Origin of the sequence: Pseudomonas sp. KCJK9111, assembly GCF_046231935.1 — a bacterium.
GTDB lineage: Bacteria > Pseudomonadota > Gammaproteobacteria > Pseudomonadales > Pseudomonadaceae > Aquipseudomonas > Aquipseudomonas parafulva_B.
Window position 1 is genome coordinate 1 of the sequence record NZ_JBJJMO010000074.1, and the last position, 20,371, is coordinate 20,371.

General features: G+C 62.6%; 21 protein-coding genes. All 21 read right to left on the bottom strand.

Going from position 1 to position 20,371, the window contains the following annotated elements; translation table 11 throughout:
* Positions 1-491: 491 nt before the first annotated feature.
* Entirely contained in the window at positions 492-1,634 is a 1,143-nt protein-coding gene (gene flhB / locus ACK59L_RS19025) for a flagellar biosynthesis protein FlhB (protein WP_409275367.1), read from the bottom strand.
* On the bottom strand, positions 1,635-2,411 hold the full coding sequence (fliR, locus tag ACK59L_RS19030) for a flagellar biosynthetic protein FliR (protein ID WP_058606076.1): 777 nt from the start codon (positions 2,409-2,411) through the stop codon (positions 1,635-1,637).
* A 7-nt stretch (positions 2,412-2,418) separates the two neighbouring features.
* Positions 2,419-2,688 (bottom strand): flagellar biosynthesis protein FliQ, encoded by a 270-nt coding sequence (gene fliQ / locus ACK59L_RS19035; RefSeq protein WP_023533926.1) that lies wholly within the window; start codon positions 2,686-2,688, stop codon positions 2,419-2,421.
* Positions 2,689-2,709: 21 nt separating this feature from the next.
* Complete coding sequence (gene fliP, locus ACK59L_RS19040) at positions 2,710-3,465, bottom strand: flagellar type III secretion system pore protein FliP (RefSeq protein ID WP_023533994.1); 756 nt, start codon at positions 3,463-3,465, stop codon at positions 2,710-2,712.
* Positions 3,462-3,911, bottom strand: a complete 450-nt coding sequence (fliO, locus tag ACK59L_RS19045) for a flagellar biosynthetic protein FliO (protein WP_409275370.1) — start codon at positions 3,909-3,911, stop codon at positions 3,462-3,464. Before fliO ends, fliP begins: the two co-directional genes overlap by 4 nt.
* On the bottom strand, positions 3,911-4,375 hold the full coding sequence (gene fliN, locus ACK59L_RS19050) for a flagellar motor switch protein FliN (protein ID WP_023533974.1): 465 nt from the start codon (positions 4,373-4,375) through the stop codon (positions 3,911-3,913). Before fliN ends, fliO begins: the two co-directional genes overlap by 1 nt.
* 42 nt (positions 4,376-4,417) lie before the next feature.
* Positions 4,418-5,386, bottom strand: a complete 969-nt coding sequence (gene fliM, locus ACK59L_RS19055) for a flagellar motor switch protein FliM (protein WP_023533965.1) — start codon at positions 5,384-5,386, stop codon at positions 4,418-4,420.
* 9 nt (positions 5,387-5,395) lie between these two features.
* Positions 5,396-5,893 (bottom strand): flagellar basal body-associated protein FliL, encoded by a 498-nt coding sequence (gene fliL, locus ACK59L_RS19060; RefSeq protein ID WP_409275373.1) that lies wholly within the window; start codon positions 5,891-5,893, stop codon positions 5,396-5,398.
* A 158-nt stretch (positions 5,894-6,051) separates the two neighbouring features.
* Positions 6,052-7,293, bottom strand: a complete 1,242-nt coding sequence (locus ACK59L_RS19065) for a flagellar hook-length control protein FliK (RefSeq protein ID WP_409275375.1) — start codon at positions 7,291-7,293, stop codon at positions 6,052-6,054.
* 89 nt (positions 7,294-7,382) lie between these two features.
* Positions 7,383-7,730, bottom strand: a complete 348-nt coding sequence (locus ACK59L_RS19070; RefSeq protein WP_409275377.1) for an Hpt domain-containing protein — start codon at positions 7,728-7,730, stop codon at positions 7,383-7,385.
* A gap of 48 nt (positions 7,731-7,778) precedes the next feature.
* Entirely contained in the window at positions 7,779-9,470 is a 1,692-nt protein-coding gene (locus ACK59L_RS19075) for a SpoIIE family protein phosphatase (RefSeq protein WP_409275379.1), read from the bottom strand.
* A gap of 8 nt (positions 9,471-9,478) precedes the next feature.
* Positions 9,479-9,784, bottom strand: a complete 306-nt coding sequence (locus ACK59L_RS19080; RefSeq protein WP_196135356.1) for an STAS domain-containing protein — start codon at positions 9,782-9,784, stop codon at positions 9,479-9,481.
* Between the two features lie 303 nt (positions 9,785-10,087).
* Positions 10,088-10,540: a flagellar export protein FliJ gene (fliJ, locus tag ACK59L_RS19085; protein WP_409275381.1), complete on the bottom strand. Its 453-nt coding sequence runs from the start codon at positions 10,538-10,540 to the stop codon at positions 10,088-10,090.
* A gap of 6 nt (positions 10,541-10,546) precedes the next feature.
* Complete coding sequence (gene fliI / locus ACK59L_RS19090; RefSeq protein WP_058606068.1) at positions 10,547-11,902, bottom strand: flagellar protein export ATPase FliI; 1,356 nt, start codon at positions 11,900-11,902, stop codon at positions 10,547-10,549.
* A complete protein-coding gene (fliH, locus tag ACK59L_RS19095; RefSeq protein ID WP_409275384.1) occupies positions 11,892-12,668 on the bottom strand; it encodes a flagellar assembly protein FliH in 777 nt (258 codons plus the stop codon). The genes fliI and fliH overlap by 11 nt, the downstream gene beginning before the upstream one ends.
* A 116-nt stretch (positions 12,669-12,784) precedes the next feature.
* The gene (gene fliG / locus ACK59L_RS19100; protein ID WP_023533955.1) at positions 12,785-13,804 is read right to left on the bottom strand and encodes a flagellar motor switch protein FliG; all 1,020 of its coding nucleotides are present in this window, start codon (positions 13,802-13,804) and stop codon (positions 12,785-12,787) included.
* On the bottom strand, positions 13,797-15,575 hold the full coding sequence (fliF, locus tag ACK59L_RS19105; RefSeq protein ID WP_409275386.1) for a flagellar basal-body MS-ring/collar protein FliF: 1,779 nt from the start codon (positions 15,573-15,575) through the stop codon (positions 13,797-13,799). Before fliF ends, fliG begins: the two co-directional genes overlap by 8 nt.
* Before the next feature lie 15 nt (positions 15,576-15,590).
* A complete protein-coding gene (fliE, locus tag ACK59L_RS19110; protein ID WP_023533916.1) occupies positions 15,591-15,923 on the bottom strand; it encodes a flagellar hook-basal body complex protein FliE in 333 nt (110 codons plus the stop codon).
* Positions 15,924-16,150: 227 nt separating this feature from the next.
* Entirely contained in the window at positions 16,151-17,509 is a 1,359-nt protein-coding gene (locus ACK59L_RS19115) for a sigma-54-dependent transcriptional regulator (protein ID WP_409275389.1), read from the bottom strand.
* On the bottom strand, positions 17,509-18,726 hold the full coding sequence (locus ACK59L_RS19120; RefSeq protein ID WP_078478886.1) for a PAS domain-containing sensor histidine kinase: 1,218 nt from the start codon (positions 18,724-18,726) through the stop codon (positions 17,509-17,511). The genes ACK59L_RS19115 and ACK59L_RS19120 overlap by 1 nt, the downstream gene beginning before the upstream one ends.
* Before the next feature lie 141 nt (positions 18,727-18,867).
* Entirely contained in the window at positions 18,868-20,343 is a 1,476-nt protein-coding gene (gene fleQ, locus ACK59L_RS19125; RefSeq protein ID WP_409275391.1) for a transcriptional regulator FleQ, read from the bottom strand.
* Between the last annotated feature and the right edge of the window lie 28 nt (positions 20,344-20,371).

The window sequence follows — 20,371 nt, forward strand, 5'->3', positions numbered from 1 at the left end:
TTTACCTCAACAACCTCACCCCCGCAAAGAGGGTGTAAAGATTGCCGGCACTTTGCAATGACAAGCTGAAACCGCTCTTCGTCTCCGTATCTCAGCCGGGGGTTCGCCGCGTGCACACTGGAATTTTTACGAAAAGCCTAGTGAGTGCACGCGGTGAATAAAGGTTCCAAATACTCATGGAGTATTCCGCCTATTCGTTTCAGCATTTACTGGTTATCGCACGGCCAGGCCATCGGCTTGAAAACATCCTACAGACTTCAGAAAGCAGTGCTCAAAGCGGCGAGCCCATCGAGAACTTACGCTAAAGGCAAAGTAATTGGGCATAGCTCAGTATGCCGCACGAGACTTGGCCGCTTGATCCGAACCGGAAGAAAGCGCTTTCAAGCTCAGCTTCACCTTCACGAAAGCTCAGAAGCTTCGGACAACGCAACGTCTTTACTTGAACTCAATCCGATGCGTGTTTATTCAAGCCCAACGGACAAGCCTCGCGTTTATGCATCTCGCTGTAGATCCGACGGAATTGGCAAGTCTGTCTTCAGCGGATCTGGCCGCTTGCCCTTCCCTACGTGATACTGACGTATCTGAAAGACGTACGCCAACACCTGGGCCACCGCCAGGTACAGCCCAGCAGGAATTTCATGCTCCACCTCGGTGGAGTAGTAAATTGCCCGAGCCAGGGCGGCGGATTCAAGAATCTGGATGTTGTGCTCAGCGCCAATCTCGCGAATCTTCAAGGCCATGAAGTCGCTGCCCTTGGCCAGCAGCAAGGGGGCCGAATTCCCATTCTCCGGATCGTACTGCAGGGCGACGGCGTAGTGGGTCGGGTTGGTGATGATCACATCGGCCTGGGGCACAGCCGCCATCATTCGCCGCTGCGACACCTCGCGCTGCAACTGCCGGATACGCTGCTTGACCTCGGGCTTGCCCTCGCTGTCCTTGTACTCGTCGCGCACTTCCTGCTTGGTCATCTTCATTTTCTTGTGGGTTTGCCACAGCTGGAACGGGGCGTCGGCGGCGGCGATCAGCAACAGCCCGGCCGACATCCACAGGGCGCTCCACCCCACCACTTGCAAGCTGTGGATGATCGCCTGCTCCAGCGGTTCGTTGGCGATTGACAGCAGGGCTTGACGGTCGCTGGCGAGCACCACCACGGCCACCACCAGGATCACGAAGAACTTGGCCAGCGCCTTGAGCAACTCGGTCAGGGCATGCATCGAGAACATGCGCTTGATGCCAGAAAGCGGGTTCATTCGGCTGAATTTAGGTTGCAGCAAGCTGCCGGAGAAGACGAAACCGCCCAGTACGATCGGTGCAACGAAAGAGATCACGAAAAGAAGGATCAGAATCGGCTGTACGGCCCAGATGGCCATTTTACCGGAGGTGAGCAAGAACGCCCCCATGGACCGCTCATCGACGATGATTTCGCGGGTCAGGCTGAAGTTCATGCGCATCATTTCCAGCAGGGTCTCGGCCAGATACCCGCCGAACGCTAGCACGCCACCGGCACCGGCCAGGGTTACCGACACAGTGTTCAGCTCCTTGGAGCGCGCGATCTCCCCTTTTTCCCGCGCATCGCGCTTGCGCTTCTCGGTGGGTTCCTCTGTCTTGTCCTGACCGCTTTCGCTTTCTGCCATTCAACCGGCCCTCGCCAAATCGCGTAGCCACAGCAGCGTTTCGCTGGCCAACGCCTGGTAATGGGACAACACATCGGCAAGGCCGATCCAGAAAATGAGCATGCCCATGACCAAGGTCAGCGGGAAACCAATGGAAAAAATATTCAACTGCGGCGCCGCACGGGTCATCACGCCAAAGGCGATATTGACGACCAACAAGGCTGCGATCACCGGCAGGATCAATATCAGCCCGGCGCCGAACACCCACGCCATGCGCCCTACCAACTCCCAAAAATGAGTGACCACCAGGGCATTGCCCACCGGGAGCGTGGTAAAGCTCTCGGTCAACACTTCGAACACCACCAGATGGCCGTTCATCAGCAGAAACAGCACGCTCACCAGCATGGTCATGAACTGACTGATCACCGTGACGTTCACCCCGTTGCCAGGGTCCACCATCGAGGCGAATGCCATCCCCATCTGCACCGCCACGATCTGCCCGGCGATCACGAAGGCCTGGAACAGCAACTGCAACGCCAGACCGAACATAGTGCCGACGATGATCTGCTCGGCACACAGCAGCGCCCCTTTGAGGCTCAACGGATCGAACGGCGGCAGTGGCGGGAGCGCCGGCACGATGACGACGGTGATCGCCACGGCAACGTACAGGCGCACCCGCGCCGGCAACATGCGCGTGCCGAAGATGGGCATGGTCATCAGCACCGCGGTCACCCTGAACAGCGGCAGGATGAAGGTGGCCACCCAGGTGCCGATTTGCGTGTCGGTCAGCTCAAGCATCGGCGCATCAACCGATAAGCTGAGGGATGTTGGTGTACAGGGTGGTGATGTACTCCATGAACTTCTGCACCAGCCACGGCCCGGCCACGATCAGCGTGATCAGCATCACCAGCAGGCGTGGCAGAAAGCTCAGGGTCTGCTCGTTGATCTGGGTGGCGGCCTGGAACATGGCCACGATCAGGCCCACCAGCAAGCTGGGGACCACCAGCACGGCGACCATCAGTGTGGTCAGCCACAGGGCGTCGCGGAACAGGTCGACGGCTACTTCAGGCGTCATGCACGGCCCTCCCAGGCAAAGTCACACACCACCGAAACTGCTGGCCAGCGTGCCCATGATCAAGGCCCAGCCATCGACCAGCACGAACAGCATGATCTTGAACGGCAACGAGATGATCAGCGGCGACAGCATCATCATGCCCATGGCCATGAGCACGCTGGCCACCACCATGTCGATGATCAGAAACGGAATGAAGATCATGAAGCCGATCTGAAAGGCCGTCTTGAGTTCCGAGGTGACGAAGGACGGCACCAGGATACTCAGCGGCACCTGGTCGGGGCTGGCGATGTCGGTGCGCTTGGACAGGCGCATGAACAGGTCCAGATCGCTCTGCCGGGTCTGGGCCAGCATGAAGTCCTTGAGCGGGCCCTGCGCACGGTCAATGGCCTGCTGGGCGGTCAACTGCTCGTTCAGGTAAGGCTGCAAGGCCGTCTGGTTGATGCGGTCGAACACCGGCGCCATGATGAACAGGGTCAGGAACAGCGCCATGCCGGTCAGAATCTGGTTCGACGGCGTCTGCTGCAGCCCCAGCGCCTGGCGCAGGATGGAAAAGACGATGATAATCCGGGTGAAGCTGGTCATCAGGATGACGAACGCTGGAATGAAGCTCAGCGCCGTCATGATCAACAGGATCTGCAGGCTGACCGAATACTCCTGCTGCCCATCGGTACCGTTGGACAGGGTGATGGCTGGAATCGACAGCGGGTCGGCAGCCAGTGCCAGCGGCGCCGCCAACAGCAGCGCCAGGGTGAACAACAGTCGCAGCGCTGCGCTCATCGGGTCTTGTCCTTAGGGTCCTTGCCCATCAGTTCCATTAGCCGCTGGGCGAACTCAGGCGTCGCCTGGCGAGCCCCCTGGGGTACATCCACAGGCTCGGCCAGCACGTGCAACGCTTCGATGCTGCCGGGTGTATGACCAATGAGGATCTGTTCCTTGCCTACCTGCACCAATAGCAGCCGATCACGCGGCCCGATGGCGCGGCTGCCGATGATGTCGATCACCTGACTGCCCTTGATCGCCGAGCCCTGCATCCGGCGCAGCAGCCAGGCGAGCAGGAAGATCAGCCCGACCACCAGCAGCAGGCCGAAGACCATCTGGGCCAGTTGCCCGCCCAGGCTTCCTGGCGGGTTGGCCGGCGTCGCGGCAGGCGTGGCGGCGGCCAGGCATACCTGGCTGGCCAGTGCCGCGGCCGCCGCTGCGATGACGCGCACCCTGGCCTTCATCAACGCAGCTTCTTGATGCGTTCGCTGGGGCTGATTACGTCCGTCAGGCGGATGCCGAACTTCTCGTTGACCACCACCACTTCGCCATGGGCGATCAGCGTGCCATTGACCAGCACATCCAGGGGCTCGCCTGCCAGGCGGTCCAGCTCGATCACCGAACCCTGGTTGAGCTGCAGCAGGTTGCGGATGTTGATTTCGGTGCTGCCCACTTCCATCGAGATGCTCACCGGGATATCGAGAATCACATCCAGGTTCGGGCCTTCGAGGCTGACATTGGCATTGGGCTTGGGCGAGCTGGCGAATTCTTCCATCGGCAGACGACCGGGCCCCTGATTCTGGCTGGTATCGCCCAGCAGCGCATCGATGTCGGCCTGGCCGGCCGCACCGGTTTCTTCCAGCGCAGCAGCCCATTCATCGGCGAGCGCCTGGTCCTCTGGAGAGGTGATCTCGTTTTCGTTAGCCATGATTTCCTCGACAGGCATTCAATTCGTTGGGAGCGGCCGCCATCAGCGGCGTTCGATCGGGTCGATGATCTGCAGCGCCAGGTTGCCCTTGTGCGAGCCCAGGCGCGCCTTGAATGCCGGCACGCCGTTGGCGCGCAGCACAAGATGCTCGGGCAGCTCGACCGGGATGACGTCCCCGGGCTGCATGTGCAGGATGTCCCGCAGTTTGAGCTGACGCCTGGCTACCGTGGCCGTTACCGGCACGGCAACATCAAGCACGTCCTCACGCAGCGCCTTGACCCAGCGTTCGTCCTGGTCGTCCAGGTCGGACTGGAAGCCGGCGTCGAGCATTTCACGTACCGGCTCGATCATCGAGTACGGCATGGTCACGTGCAGGTCGCCGCCGCCGCCGTCGAGCTCGATATGGAACGTGGACACCACCACCGCCTCGCTGGGGCCGACGATGTTGGCCATGGCCGGGTTGACCTCGGAGTTCATGTACTCGAAGTTCACCTCCATGATCGCCTGCCAGGCCTCCTTGAGGTCGATGAAGCACTGGTCCAGCACCATGCGCACTACGCGCAACTCGGTCGGGGTGAACTCGCGGCCTTCGATCTTGGCGTGCCGGCCGTCCCCGCCGAAGAAGTTGTCCACCAGCTTGAACACCAGCTTGGCGTCGAGGATGAACAGCGAGGTGCCGCGCAGCGGCTTGATCTTGACCAGGTTGAGGCTGGTGGGCACGTACAGCGAATGCACGTACTCACCGAACTTCATCACCTGCACGCCGCCCACGGCCACATCGGCCGAGCGGCGCAGCAAGTTGAACATGCTGATGCGGGTGTAACGGGCAAATCGCTCGTTGATCATCTCCAGGGTCGGCATGCGGCCCCGGACGATACGGTCCTGACTTGTCAGGTCATAGCTTTTGATACTGCCAGGTTCGGATGCACTTTCAGTCTGCACCAGGCCATCGTCGACGCCATGCAGCAGGGCATCGATCTCATCCTGGGACAGCAGGTCCTGTACGGCCATTGCGTGCTCCTACTGCAATACGAAATTGGTGAACAGCAACTGGTCAATCACAGGCTTGCCGACTTCTTTCTGGGCGACTTCCTGCACCACGACGGTCGCTTTCTGGCGCAGCATTTCCTGGCCGACCGAGCTGCTGGCCAGGGTCTCGAAGCCGACCCCGGAGAACATCATCACCAGGTTGTTACGGATGACCGGCATGTGCACTTTAAGGGCATCGAGGTCAGCCTGATTGCGCCCCTGCAAGGTGATGCTGACCTGCATGTAGCGCTGGCGACCATTCTGGTTGAAGTTCACCACGAACGCGGGCGTGAGCGCTTCGTAGATGGCCGCTGGCTTGGTGGTGCTGGCGCCTTCCTGTTCAGCAGGGGCGGGCTCGCTCTTGTGCATGATGAACCACGTGGCGCCCACGGAAATGCCCACGGCCACCAGCAGGCCACCCAAGGCCAGGAGGATCAGTTTGAGTTTGCCTTTTGGGGCAGGGTCTTTGACTGCTTCGGTATTCGCCATGCCAATATTCCGTCGTCCATCGGGAGTTACTGGGAAGATGGCTTGGGGTGAGCAAGTGTTATGCCAAATACGCGAGCGTCAAGGCATGCCGCGACTTACAGCAGTGCCGTACGAACAAAAACAGGGGGCCGCTTAGTAGCTGCTGCCCCTACATGCGCTCAGGCGTAATAATCCACAGCGCTGTCCCCGATCACCACCTGCTGCTCCGCAGGCCGTTCCCCCTCGGCAGCGTCGACCGAGCCCTCCCCCGCCCGCGCAGCAACGCCAGACAAGCTACTGCCTCCCTGCCCCTGCGCCGCCTGCCCGTGTTGCTGCTGACCACGCGACTGGTCGGCCACATTGACATCCGGCTGGGCCAGGCCCTGCTGGGCAAAGAGTTCGCGCAGCCGGTGCACCTGGCTGTCCAGCGTATCGCGCACACCGACGTGGCCGCTGATGAAGGTCACCTGGGTGGCCTGGTCGGCGGCGACGTTGACGCGGATGTTCAAGCGCCCCAGCTCGGCAGGCTCGAGCTGTATATCGGCCGACTTGAGGTGCTGGCTGGACAGGTACATGACCCGGTTCACCAGCCCCTCGGTCCAGGCGTTCTGGTTCATCGACAACGGCTGCTGCAACGGGTTGGGGTTCACCGGCACGGCGTTGGCCGTCTTGGCCGTTGCGGCCTGGGTGAGGTTGGCCAGGCGGCTGGCGAAGTCATCGATACGGGTATCGCTGCTGGCGCCCTTGGTGTCTTTCAACCCTTCTTCGAGCAATGCGCCGAAGGCTTTTTCACCGGTGTCGGTAGAGGCTTCCTCGGCCCCCTGACCCGCCTGCGCCAAGGTATTGACGGATGCAGCTTGAGCCTGCTGCTGACCAGGGTCTACGGCATGGGCCGAGGTGGCCCCCTTGGCCTGGGCACTGTGCTCCAGCGCCAGGCGCAGGGTAGGCAGGTTCGCCAGGGCATCGGCAGCAGGGTCGAAGTCCGGCGCTTCTTCGGACGGCGGCTGATCATTGGCAGCCTGCAAGACAGGCGCTACTGCCTCGGCCTGGGCCTGGATCAACTGGGCGCCAGGCTGCGCATCAGTGACCTGCCCGGCAACCAGGCTGGCATCGCGCATGCCGGTATCGGCCTGGGTCGCTTGCTCGGTTGGCGAGCCATTGCCGTCATCGGCAACGGCGCGCTTGTCAGCGGGCTTGCTCTTGCCGCTTGAGGCCCCCTCAGCCTTGTCAGCGGCCTTGCTCGCAGCAGGCTTGTCTGCCGCACCGGCAACCTTGTCACGCCCCTGCTTGGCCATCACCTGACCGAAGCCATCGCCCTGCTCGCCCAGTGTCTGCTGGGGTTTGCCAGCTGTGGCGCTAGCAGAGCGGGATGCGTCGGCCTTGATGTTGGCTTGCAGCAAAGGGTTGGATGCAACAGGCATTAAGCAGTCTCCGCGCCATAAACAAAATGATCACGGGTATTACCCAGCAAAACTCGCGCCAACCAGTACAAAGGCGGTAAGCGCGTGGGCTAACCGGCCGATATACGATGATGTTCGGCCCGGTAGAAGCGCTGCACCTCGGCAAACTCCACATTAATGCGGTTGATGAGGTCTTCGATGCCCAGCAGCGGAGGATGGCGGGCCTTGTCCTCGAGTTCCTGGCAAAGGGTTGCCAACGCAACGGCACCCATGTTGCTGCTGCTACCTTTGAAACTGTGGGCGGCGGCGCCGAGTTCAACTGGGCTGAGGTCAGCGTGAAGTTGGCCAAGGCGTTGTTCAGAGTCGTCCAGGAAGGTCTGCACCAGCTGCAGATAGCCGTCTTCCATGGTTTCACGCAGCTCACTGAGTACCTCGTGGTCGATATGCATGTCAGCCACTTGTTCGCTCCTTGATCAAGTCAGATTATGGCAGAGCCCGACGTGGACTCACCAGATGAACTCAACGTGCGCACAGCGCCCGCCCTCTGTCCAGCGCGCCACCGTAGACAGGCGCCTGACCAATGCCAGTCCTCGGCCACTGAGGCCTCGCTCTGGCAACGGCTGCGCAAGCACCTGCTGTACGTCGAACCCATCGCCGCTGTCCCTGACCTCCACTTTCAGACGCCCACCTTCGGCAAGCGGTTCAACTGCAAGATCGATGCGCACGTAACCTCCCTCGATCACCTGCAAGCGCCTGGCTCGCTCCTGATAGTAATCGGCAAAGCCTGGCGCATCGCATTTGAGCCGAGAGTCCAGCCCCAGCACGCCATGTTCAAGCGCATTGGAATACAGTTCGCTCAGCACACTGTAGAGGGTGCCGGCCGATGAACGCAGGCCGTGTATGTCCTGCAACAACTGCACCAGGTAGGGCACCGGGTTGAAACGGCGCAGACTTTCGCCCCTCACATCGAAACTGAGCGACCAGTCCATGGCGCTACAGCGGGCCAGGTCCTGAGGCAACATCGGCATGGGCTGCGGCAACTGCGCACCCAGCATGCGTATGTCACACAAGCTGACATCGTCACGCGCCCGCCCACCGAAGCGTTGCAGCGCGTCGAGCAGCTCATCGAACAACAGCGCGGGATCGCGATTGTCTGCCAGTACTGCCCGCAGGCGTTGCTCCCCGAACAAACGCTCCTGATCGTCCTCGGTTTCCAGCACCCCATCGGACATCAACAGCAGCCGCTCGCCCGGCGCCAGCGGCCAGACTTCGGTCTGGTCGTCGAATTGCTCGGCACTCAGAACCCCCAGCGGCAAGTGCCGGGAACTCAACGCAGACAACACCTGGCCCTCAGCAGCCAGCACGAAGCCATCAGGCATGCCACCATTCCACACCTCCACTGCGCCGCGCTGCATGCTCAGGTTGACCAGCAGTGCGCAGCAGAACATGTCGCCAGGCAGGATGCGCTTGAGCTTGGCATTCATCTCTCGCAAAACTTGCGCCATGCCATAACCCTTGGCCGTCATGCCGTAGAACACTTCAGCCAATGGCATGGCTCCCACGGCAGCCGGCAGCCCGTGCCCGGTGAAATCCCCCAACAGCACGCGCATGTCCCCGGACGGCGTGAGCGCGGCCAGCATCAGGTCGCCGTTGAACAGCGCGTACGGCGATTGCAAAAAGCGGATGTTCGGTGCATCCAGACAGCCGGAATGGGCTACCTTGTCGAACACGGCTTTGGCCACCCGTTGTTCGTTGAGCAAGTGGTGGTGATGCCGTGCTATCTGGTCGCGCTGGTCCAGCACCGTGGCCTGAAGCCGCCTCAGCCGGTCCATGGCCCGAATCTTGGCTGCCAGAATGACTGCGCTGTAGGGCTTGGGCAAAAAATCATCACCACCGGCTTCCAGGCACCGCACCAGGGCCTGCTCTTCGTTGAGTGCCGTGAGAAAAATGATGGGCACCAGGGCTTCGCCAGCCAAGGCCTTGATCTGCCGCGCCGCCTCGAAGCCGTCCATGACCGGCATCAGCGCATCGAGCAGCACCAGCTGCGGGCGTTGTGCCTTGAACACGTCCACGGCTTGCTGGCCATTTTCCACCGTGAACACTTGATGCCCTTGGCGTCTGACGATCTGTGCCAACAGCAAACGATCGGCCGCGCCATCTTCAGCCACCAGCACGGTCAACCCAAGCTCATCAGCCATCGGCGCGCTCAACTGATGTCGAAGAGCTTGTCGAAATTGGAGATGGCGAGGATCTTGCGTACATCGCAATTGGCATGGACGACCCGCACATCCGCCGCGTCCCCGCCGGCATGATCGCGCAGCAGCAGGAGCATGCCCAATGCGGAGCTGTCGAGGTAGGTCACCTCCTGCAAGTCGACGATGACCGTGTCAGGGCGGCTTGGCTGGCGTTCGTAGGCCTCGCGAAAGGCTTGGTGCTTGCCGAAATCGAAACGTCCCTTGATCTTGATCGTCAGCTTTTTACCGTCCTGCGAGACATCGGTTTCCACTGCCATGCTAGCGATTCCTTCGATGATGGCGGATGCGGCTCCATGAAGGTGTAGCAGTCATGGCGCGAGGGGGCAAGCGGGTGACGGGAGTGGTGTGGATTGACAGGCATGGCGCAGGGCCGTGTTGGGTGCCTAGCCCCCGCGGATCTTAGGCGCTCAGCATAGATCGCTGGGGCCGCCGTGCGGCCCATCGCGGCGCTAGGCCGCTCCTACCCTAACCGCGTAGCGCCTGGGTCAGCAGGTTCACAAGGCCCTCTAGGAGCGGCCTTGCGCCGCGATGGGCCGCGCAGCGACCCCAAGACTTCCCCGCTACAACGGCCCCTGCCGTGGTAGCCGCTGGGACAATTCGTCGAGCAGGCGCTGCTCGCGCTTGTCCTCGGCGCGCCGAGCCTCGTCCATATAGCGTTGCACCAGCTTGCGCAGGCCCTCTACTCGCGCATACGCCTGCTGCCAAGTGTCGCGGGCGTTGGCGAGGTTGTTCTGGTGCCAGGTGAGGCTCTGGCGCTGTTGGGTCATGGCCGTTTCCAGCTGGCCGAGAAAGCGCTGGTAGTTGACCAGCCAGTTCCCGTCGACACCCTGGCCACCCCGGTTGAGCCACTGCTGTTGATAATCCTCGCGAAAGCGCTCCAGCTCCGTCAGCTTGGCCTGGGCCGTGGCCACCTGCTGCTGAAAGTGCCCCAGACGCTGGACCGCCTTGCGCTCGGCTTCCTCGGCCATGTCCACCACGGGAGCCAGGCGCGCCGCACGTCCGGGCAGTGCCATGGCCTATCAGCCCGCCGGGGGCGTGAAGATCGCCCCCAGTTGGTCGCGGCTTTGCGCCATGCTCACGTTTTCACGCAGCCCTTGACGCAGAAATTCCACCAGCCTGGCCTGCAGCGCGATGGCAAGGTCGGTCTCGGGGTCCCCGCCCGCCACGTAGGCACCCACGCTGATCAGGTCGCGGCTCTGGGACAGCCGAGACCAGAGCTGCTTGAATTTCTGCGCCTGGCGAAGGTGGTCGGCATCGACCACCTGGGGCATCACCCGGCTGATGGACGCTTCGATGTCGATTGCCGGGTAATGGCCCTCCTCGGCCAGCCGTCGCGACAGCACGAAGTGGCCGTCCAGCACACCCCGCGCCGAGTCGGCGATCGGGTCCTGCTGATCGTCCCCCTCGGACAGCACCGTATAAAACGCCGTGATCGAGCCGCCACCCGGCTCACCATTGCCAGCTCGTTCCACCAGCTTGGGCAGCTTGGCGAACACCGAAGGCGGATAGCCGCGCGTGGCGGGCGGCTCACCGATGGCCAGGGCAATTTCCCGCTGCGCCTGGGCAAAGCGGGTCAGCGAATCCATCAACAGCAGCACGTTCTTGCCCTTGTCGCGAAAGTACTCGGCAATACGGGTGCAGTACATGGCCGCCCGCAAGCGCATCAGGGGCGCATCGTCCGCGGGTGAAGCCACCACCACAGAACGCTTGAGCCCCTCCTCGCCGAGAATGTGCTCGATGAATTCCTTCACTTCGCGGCCCCGTTCGCCAATCAGGCCGACCACGATGATTTCGGCTTCGGTGAAGCGGGTCATCATGCCCAGCAGCACCGACTTGCCCACACCGGTACCGGCGAACAGGCCCAGGCGCTGGCCGCGCCCGACGGTGAGCAGGCCGTTGATACTGCGAATGCCCACGTCCAGCGGCTTGCTGATCGGGTCGCGGTTGAGCGGGTTGATCACCGGCCCGTCCATCGGCACCCAGTCCTCGGCCTTCATGCCGCCCTTGCCGTCCAGCGCGCGGCCCGCGCCGTCCAGCACCCGGCCCAGCATGCTCATGCCCATGGGCAGCCGACCACCGTCGTCGAGCGGCACCACGCGGGCACCGGGGGCGATGCCGACAATGCTGCCAACCGGCATGAGGAACACCTTCGACCCGGAAAACCCCATCACCTCCGCCTCGACCTGTACCGGGTGGTAGCTGTCGTCGTTGACCACCAGGCAGCGGCTACCCACAGCCGCCCTGAGCCCCTCGGCTTCCAGGGTCAGGCCCACCATGCGCAGCAGTCGCCCCTCGACCACCGGTTGCGCCGGCACCTCGATGGCTTCGGCATAGCTGCCCAGGCGCTTGGCGAAGCTGGTACGGTCAAGGCGCATCGGGGTTCTCCACCGGCGCGTCCAGGTCAACACTCACATCCGGCGCTGCCGGGTGCAGCGCATGATCATGCATCTGGTCGAACAACTGCGCGACGGTCTTCTCGATGCGGGTTTCCATGGTCGCATCGATACGGCTGTGGGCGGTCTCGATACGGCAGCCACCGGGAAGCAGGGTGCTGTCTTCGAGCAGGCGCCATTGTTCTTCGTGGCGCTCGCGCAAGGCCTTGGCCAGTTCGAAATCCTGCGGGTTCAAGTGGATACGGATGTTGTCGGCACCCATGGGCAGGCGCTTGAGGGCTTCGCGCAGCACCTGGGTGATCTGGCTGGAATCGCTCGTGAGTTCCCGGCCGATCACCTGGCGCGCCATGTGCGACACAAGGTGCACCAGGGTTCTCTCGATCTGGGTGTCCTGCTCGGCGATAGGCTCCATCAAATGGGTCATCAGCTTTTCCAGGCTGGCCAGCTTGGCCTTCAGGGCCTCGTCGGCCTCTTGGCGCACTTTGAGCTGGGTGCTGTGAAAACCATCACGCTCACCTGTGGCGAAGCCTTCGTTATAGGCTTCCTGGCGAATGGCTTCCAGCTCTTCGAGGGTCAGCGGCTGGACTTCCTCCAGCGGCACTTCCTCGACTTCTTCCTCCACCTCGACCGGTTCGGGCTCAGGCTCAGGCTCGGGCTGGGGGTCGAAGCTGGGCAATGTCCAGACATCCACGCCCTCAAGGTCGCGGGCCCGGATCAGGTCACTGGGGTGGTGTTCTTTGGTCGACATTCAAAAACCTGTCTGTCAGGGTGCCAGGCGCCATGCCGCCTGTCGAAGACTGCACGCTAAGGCAGATTGCGTGCGCGACGCAATCGCCTTGCGCGGACCCATTGGCGGCTCGCCGCTTAGATCATTTCCTCGGCACCTTTGCCACCGAGCACGATTTCGCCGGCTTCGGCCATGCGACGGGCGATGGTGAGGATTTCCTTCTGGGCCGTCTCGACATCGCTGACACGGACCGGCCCCTTGGCCTCGAGGTCGTCGCGCAGCAGTTCCGAGGCCCGCTTGGACATGTTCTTGAAGACCTTGTCCTTGACCCGCTCGTCCGCGCCCTTGAGCGACACCACCAGCACGTCGGAGGACACTTCGCGCAGCAACGCCTGGATACCGCGGTCGTCCACATCGGCCAGGTTGTTGAAGACGAACATCAGGTCTTCGATCTGCTCGGACAGGTCGCTGTCGATTTCACGGATCGAATCCATCAGGGCGCCTTCCACCGAGCTGTCGAGGAAGTTCATGATGTCAGCGGCACGCTTGATGCCACCCAGGGTGGTGCGCGCGGCGTTGGAATTGCCGGAGAACTGCTTCTCCAGAATCTGGTTCAGCTCCTTGAGGGCAGCAGGTTGCACGGTATTGAGCGATGAGACGCGCAATACGATGTCCAGCCGAACCTTGTGGTCGAAGTTGCTCAGCACCTCACCGGCCTGATCAGGGTCCAGGTAAGCCACGACAATGGCCTGGATCTGCGGGTGCTCGTAGCGGATCACGTCGGCCACGGCGCGTGGTTCCATCCACTTGAGGCTGTCCAGGCCACTGGTGTTGCCACCGAGCAGGATGCGGTCGACCAGGCCGTTGGCCTTGTCCTCGCCCAGTGCCTGGTTGAGCATCTTGCGAATGTACGCATCGGAGCCCACGCCCAGGCTGGTCTGATCGCCAACCACCTCGACGAACTCGCTCATCACCTGTTCGACCTGGTCACGGTGCACGTTGCCCATCTGCGCCATCGCCACGCCCACGCGCTGCACTTCCTTGGGCCCCATGTGGCGCAGTACCTGCGCGGCATCGGTTTCACCCAGCGAGAGCAGCAGGATGGCTGCCTTGTCGACGCGGCTCAGCTTGGCGGTAACGGCTCGGTTATCACTCATCGGCGTTGATCCAGTCTTTCACGACCTGGGCCACACGGCCCGGGTCTTCGGCCACAAGGCCTTTGATTGCGTTGAGCTGTGCCTCGTAACCCTCGGTGGGGCTAGGCAGCAGAATGCTTGTCGGGCCACCCAGGCTGACGCGGTCGTTGGCCAGTTCGCCATCCAGACCGATCATGCCGCCCAGCTCCATGTCGTTTTCCAGGGCAGGCTGCTTGCCACCCCCTGTCAGGTTGTTGAGCACAGGACGCAATACACCGAACACCAGCACCAGGATGAACAGCACACCCAGCACTTGCTTGACGATATCCCAGAACCAGGGCTGCTGGTAGAACGCGATATCGGCAATCTCTTCGCCACGGTCTGGCGCAAACGGCACGTTGATCACGGTCACGCTGTCGCCCCGGCTGGCATCGAAGCCAACGGCGTCCTGGACCAGCCGGGTGAAGCGCGTCAGGTCCTCGGCAGCCCACGGCACATGGGTGGTCTCACCGGTGGCGGCGTCCACCTTGACCTGATCGTCCACCACGACCGCCACGGACAGGCGTGTCATGCGCCCCTGTTGCTGGCGGGTATGGCTGATGGAGCGGTCAAGCTCGAAGTTCTTGGTGCTCTGCTGGCGTTTATCCGACGGATACGGCGCGAGCATCGGCTGGCCAGTGGATGGGTCCATGATCTGCTGGCCATTGGCATCGACCAAGGGCTGGCCAGGCTGAATGGCGCCTGCTGCACCCGCGGTGCCACCCGTGGTCTGTGGCGCCGAAGCAGCACCCGGCGGCTGGTTGCTCAGCGCGCCCGGCACACCTTGTGGGCCCTGGCTGCTGGCGCGCTGCTCGTCGACCGACTGCTCACTGCGCAGCGCCGGTTGGTCCGGATTGAACTGCTCGGAGGTGGACTCGACCGCACTGAAGTCCAGGTCAGCGGACACTTCGGCCTTGTAACGGTCGTTGCCCAGCACCGGTTGCAGGATGTTGTGCACGCGCTGGGTCAGCATGCTTTCCATCCGGCGACTGTAGTCGAACTGCTTGCCGGCCTGGGTCAGGGCAGAATCCTGGATCTGTTCGGACAGCAGGTTGCCTTTCTGGTCGACCACGGTGACCTGGGACTTGTCCAGCTCCGGCACACTGGTGGCCACCAGGTTGACGATGGCCATTACCTGACCGGGCTCAAGCGCACGACCTGGATAGAGCTCGACCAATACCGATGCGCTGGGCCGACGCTCGTCGCGCACGAACACCGAGCTCTTGGGAATGGCCAGGTGCACGCGGGCCCCCTTGACGTTGTTCAGGCTCGACACGGTGCGCGCCAGTTCACCTTCCAGGCTGCGGCGGTAGCGCGTGGCCTCCATGAACTGGCTAGTGCCCAGGCCCTGCTCCTTGTCGAGCAGCTCGAAACCGACGTTGCCGTCGGTAGGCGCCACGCCCGCTGCCGCCAGCTTCAGGCGCGCGCGGGAGATATCGTCAGCCTTGACCAGCAGGGCCCCGGAATTGGGCTCTACGTTGTAGGCAATGTCAGCCGCTGCCAGGGTGTCCATGACCTGCTTGGTGTCCATGCCCGACAGGCTAGGGTACAGCGGACGATAGTCCGGTTGCTGCGACCACAACACCACGGCAAAGCCGATCGCCACGCTGGCCGCCAGGCCGACCATCAGGCCGATCTGACGCAGCATGGGCATCTGCGCAATGTTTTCCAGGAACGCCAGGCGCACCAGGGGGGCCTTGGGCGCTGGCGCGCCGCCCTTGGCGGGCGCGTTGTCGACGACTGCTTCAGCCATGGTCTACGTCTGCCCTCAAACCGGCATTTGCATGATGTCCTGGTACGCCTGAACGAGCTTGTTGCGTACCTGGGTCAAGGCCTGCATCGAAACGCTGGCTTTCTGCGAAGCAATCATCACGTCGGTGAGATCGACCCCGGTCTTGCCGATTTCGAAGGCGTTCGCCAGCTGCGAAGAGGCCTGCTGGGTGTCATTCACCTTGCCGATGGCCTGGCCCAGCATGTCGGCAAAGGTACTTTGCCCTGGGGCCAGCTCAGGGGCGGCTGATACTTTCGGCAGCGACATGGCATCGGCCTGCATGGCGCGCATGTCCAGCATCAGACGATTGAATTCAACACCTTGGGTCATGGGCTTCTCTCTCCGGCGGCCGCATATTTTTGACAGTCATGCGGCGGATAGCCTTCGTAAAGCAACAAAGGTGCCAGCCTTGAAAAAGGGTGGATGCATCGGGGAAAAACCGCGGATATCAGGCTACGAGGCACCGTGAAGATCAGTCCCGCCTGGCGAGCACTGGCTAAAAGCGGGCTGCATTGCACAGGCTCGAGAGGACGTCCGCAGGCTAAAACGGGACCGTCTCACTCGCCAAACAGGCTGGCTTCGACGTCGAAACCGGCGTCGCGCATCTGGGCAAGCTTATAACGCAGCGTGCGCGGGCTGATGCCCAGACGCTCGGCCGCTTCCTTGCGCCGGCCCCGTTCGGCCCGCAAGGTGTCGATGATCTGCTGGTACTCGTGACGTCGCTTGTCGTCGCCCTGCTCGACTGACTGTTCACGTTGCCCAGGTAATGGCACAGTGCCACCTGACAAGGGAATGGCGCCATCAAGACAAAAATCCGCCGCCTCGATCACGCCGCCTTGCTGCAGAATCAGAGCGCGCTGCAATGCGTTGTCCAGCTCACGTACGTTGCCAGGCCAGGTCCAGGCTTGCAGGCAGGCCTGCGCATCGGCGGACAGGCGCACCGGCGCATGCTGCATCTTGGCAACGTGACGTGCCAGCAAGCGCTCGGCCAATTGAACGATGTCGCCGGGCCGCTCGCGCAGGGGTCGCCAAGCCAGCGGAAACACGGACAGCCGGTAGAACAGGTCCTCGCGAAAACGACCGGCAGCCACCTCGCCCGCCAAGTCCCGGTTGGTGGTGGCCACCACGCGGATATCCAGCGCGATGGGCTTGCGCCCCCCTACCCGCTCGACCTCACGCTCCTGCAGCACCCGCAGCAACTTGGCCTGCAAGGCCAATGGCATTTCAGAGATCTCGTCCAGCAGCAAGGTGCCACCGTTGGCCTGCTCGAACTTGCCAGGCTGGGCAGCGATCGCCCCGGTGAAGGCCCCCTTCTCGTGGCCGAACAGCGTGGCTTCGAGCATGTTGTCCGGTATGGCGGCACAGTTGATCGCAACGAACGGCTGGCTGGCACGGGGCGACTGCTGGTGGATGTAGCGCGCCAGCACTTCCTTGCCCGTACCCGACTCACCAGAAATCAGCACCGTCGAATTGCTGCGCGCCACGCGTGCGGCCAGCTCCAGCAACTGCCGGCTGGAGGGCTCGCACGCAACCGGGCCCTCCTCGTCCGTCACACGCCCGGCGGCATGCCGCTGCACAAGGTTGAGCAGCGCCTTGGGCTCGAAGGGCTTGACCAGGTAATCCACCGCGCCTTGGCGAATGGCCTCCACCGCCCGTTCCACGGCCGCGTGAGCGGTCATCAGCAATACCGGCAAGTGCGGCTGCTGGCGGCGCAGCTGGGCCAACAATTGGTGGCCGTCCATGCCAGGCATGTTCACGTCGCTGATGACCAGGTTAAAGGGTTCTTCGTGCACCACCTTCAAGGCCTGTTCGGCGCTGTCCACCGCCCTGAAGGCGAAACCACCCAGGTCGAGGGTATCGGCCAGTGCCTCGCGCAGCACCCGGTCATCCTCGACCAGCAATACGTTCACACTCATCACCGGCTCTCCGCCAACGACCCGTCAATCAAGGGCAACTCTACTCGTACGCAGGTGCCGCGCCCTACCTTCGAGCGCATCTGCACGCTGCCGTGGTGGGCCTTGACCACCGCCTTGACCACCGCCAGCCCGAGCCCCGTGCCGGTCGACTTGGTCGTCAGGAAAGGCTCGCCAATACGGGCGAGCAGATCAGGTGCAATGCCAGTGCCAGCGTCACTGATGCACAGGTGCAAAGTCTGCTGGCGCCGCCATAGGTGCACCTTGAGCCGCGCAGCGCCCTGGCTGGCCTGGGTGGCGTTTTCAATCAGGTTCAGCAGTGCACCCACCAGCGTGTCGCGGTTGCACAGCAGCTCACCCAGGCGACTGTCACACTGCCAGCGCACCGCGTGCCCCTGAACATGCGTCTGCGCGGCCTGCTGCAACGCCTGGAACAAGGCTTTAGGAGAAATCCGGTCCGTGAGGGGCAACTCGCCACGGGCGAACACCAGCATGTCGCGGACCTGTTGTTCCAGCTCGTGCAGTCGCTCCTTGAGGCTGCCAGCGAAGCGCTGCCGGGTCTGGGTGGTCAACGCCTGTTCAGGGTCGGCCAGGTGGCTGGCGTAGAGCATGGCGGCAGAGAGCGGCGTGCGGATCTGATGCGCCAGCGAGGCGACCATGCGCCCGAGTGAGGACAATCGCTCGTGGCGTGCCAGTTGGTCCTGCAGGCGACGAGTTTCCGTCAAGTCGTTGAGCAGCACCAACTGCCCCGGCTCGGCATCGAGCGAGCGGGTGGCGATGGAGAGGCGACGGCCGTCGCGCAGGGACACTTCATGGCCGTCGTCCAGGCGCGGGGCAAAACTGCGGGCAATGACTTCACGCCACAGCTGCCCGATCAATGGCTCGCCCAGCAGCTCACAGGCGGCCGGGTTGGCCTCGCGAACGCTACCCTGCCCGTCGATGACAATCACACCGCCGGGCAGCAAATCGAGCAAATGCTGCAAGCGGTTGGCCAGACGCTCTTTCTCGCTCAGCTCCTCGATGCGCTGGGCGCTGACCACCGCCAGCTCACCCTTGAGCTCACTGACCCGGGCTTCGAGCAGGCTGTAGGACTGGCTAAGCTGGCTGGAGACTTGGTCGAACAAAGCGAACGCCTGCTCGACACCCTGGCGGCTTTCCTGCTCGACCAGCGAATGCGCCTGGGGGGAAAGGGCTCGGGATACATGGGCGGCCTGGGGCATCGTGCTCTCTCGCGTGGCTGACCGTCATAAAAACGGTGTGGTGGCCAGTGCGTAGCAATACCCGTGCCGGAGATAAGGGCTTACAACATTTGCCGGAGGCTTCGCACTCCAGGCAAAGAATCTACCGCCTACCGACGACGATCACTCCTCTGCCTGGTCTTCACCACCCTGCCGGCTCATCCCATACTTGCGCATTTTCTCGACCAGCGTGGTGCGGCGAATACGCAAGCGCTCGGCAGCGCGGGCAACGATGCCGTTGGCGTCGTCCAGGGCTTGCTGGATCAGACCCTGTTCCAGGCTGCCCAGGTAGTCCTTCAGGTCCAGGCCTTCAGGCGGCAGCATGGCTGGGTTGCTGAAGTTGGGCGCGTGCCCGTTGATGGCGATGCGCTCTTCCAGGTCGTTACGCAGGGTATCGACCATCTGCTCGTCTTCGTCATCGATGTAGCGGAATTTCTTCGGCAGCTCCGATACACCGATCACGCCGTAGGGGTGCATGATGGCCATGCGCTCGACCAGGTTGGCCAGCTCGCGCACATTGCCCGGCCAGCCATGGCGGCACAGGGACATGATCGACGCCGAGTTGAAGCGAATGGAGCCGCGCTTTTCGTGCTCCATGCGCGAGATCAGCTCGTTCATCAGCAGCGGGATGTCTTCGACGCGCTCGCGCAGTGGCGCCATCTCGATGGGGAAGACGTTAAGCCGGTAATACAGGTCTTCGCGGAAAGTGCCGGCCTCGATCATGTGCTCGAGGTTCTTGTGGGTCGCGGCAATGATGCGCACATCGATGCTCTGGGTCTTGTTGCTGCCCACGCGCTCGAACGTACGCTCTTGCAGCACGCGCAACAATTTGACCTGCATGGGCAGCGGCATGTCGCCGATTTCATCGAGGAACAGCGTGCCGCCATTGGCCAGCTCGAAGCGGCCAGCGCGGCTGGTGATGGCGCCGGTGAACGCGCCTTTTTCATGGCCAAACAGTTCGCTTTCCAGCAACTCGGCCGGGATCGCGCCACAGTTGACCGGCACGAACGGGGCTTCGCGGCGCTTGGAGTGGTAGTGCAGGTTGCGCGCCACCACCTCCTTGCCCGTGCCCGACTCACCCAGGATCAACACACTGGCATCGGTGTCGGCTACCTGCTGCATCATCTGGCGTACGTGCTGAATAGCGCGACTGGTGCCCACCAGGCTGCGGAACAGGTTCGGCTCGCGCTGGCGACCGCGCTCACGCGCCTGGTCGTACATCTCGCGGTAAACCTGTGCGCGGTGCAGCGAATCGAGCAGTTGGCTGTAGCTGGGCGGCATTTCCAGGTTCGACAGCACGCGGCGGCGCAGCTCTTCAGGCAGCTCGCTTGAAGAAATATCACCTAAAAAAAGAACAGGAAGGAACTCATCCCATGAAAGCACTGTCTTAAGGAGCCCGAGCAGTGTGCCCGGCGTGCTGACAGCGCCCACGAGCACGCAGAGCACCTCGCGACTTGAAGCCAGGGGCTCGACCACCTGCTGCCACTCATGGCTGGCGCAGGACAGGTTTTCTTCGCCCAGGAAGTTGAGCACCACCGCCAGATCGCGACGGCGGGTGCTGTCGGCATCGTTCAGGAGAACCTTGGGTTCACGCCACATGAAATAGAAACTTCCCTTGTCCTATTGG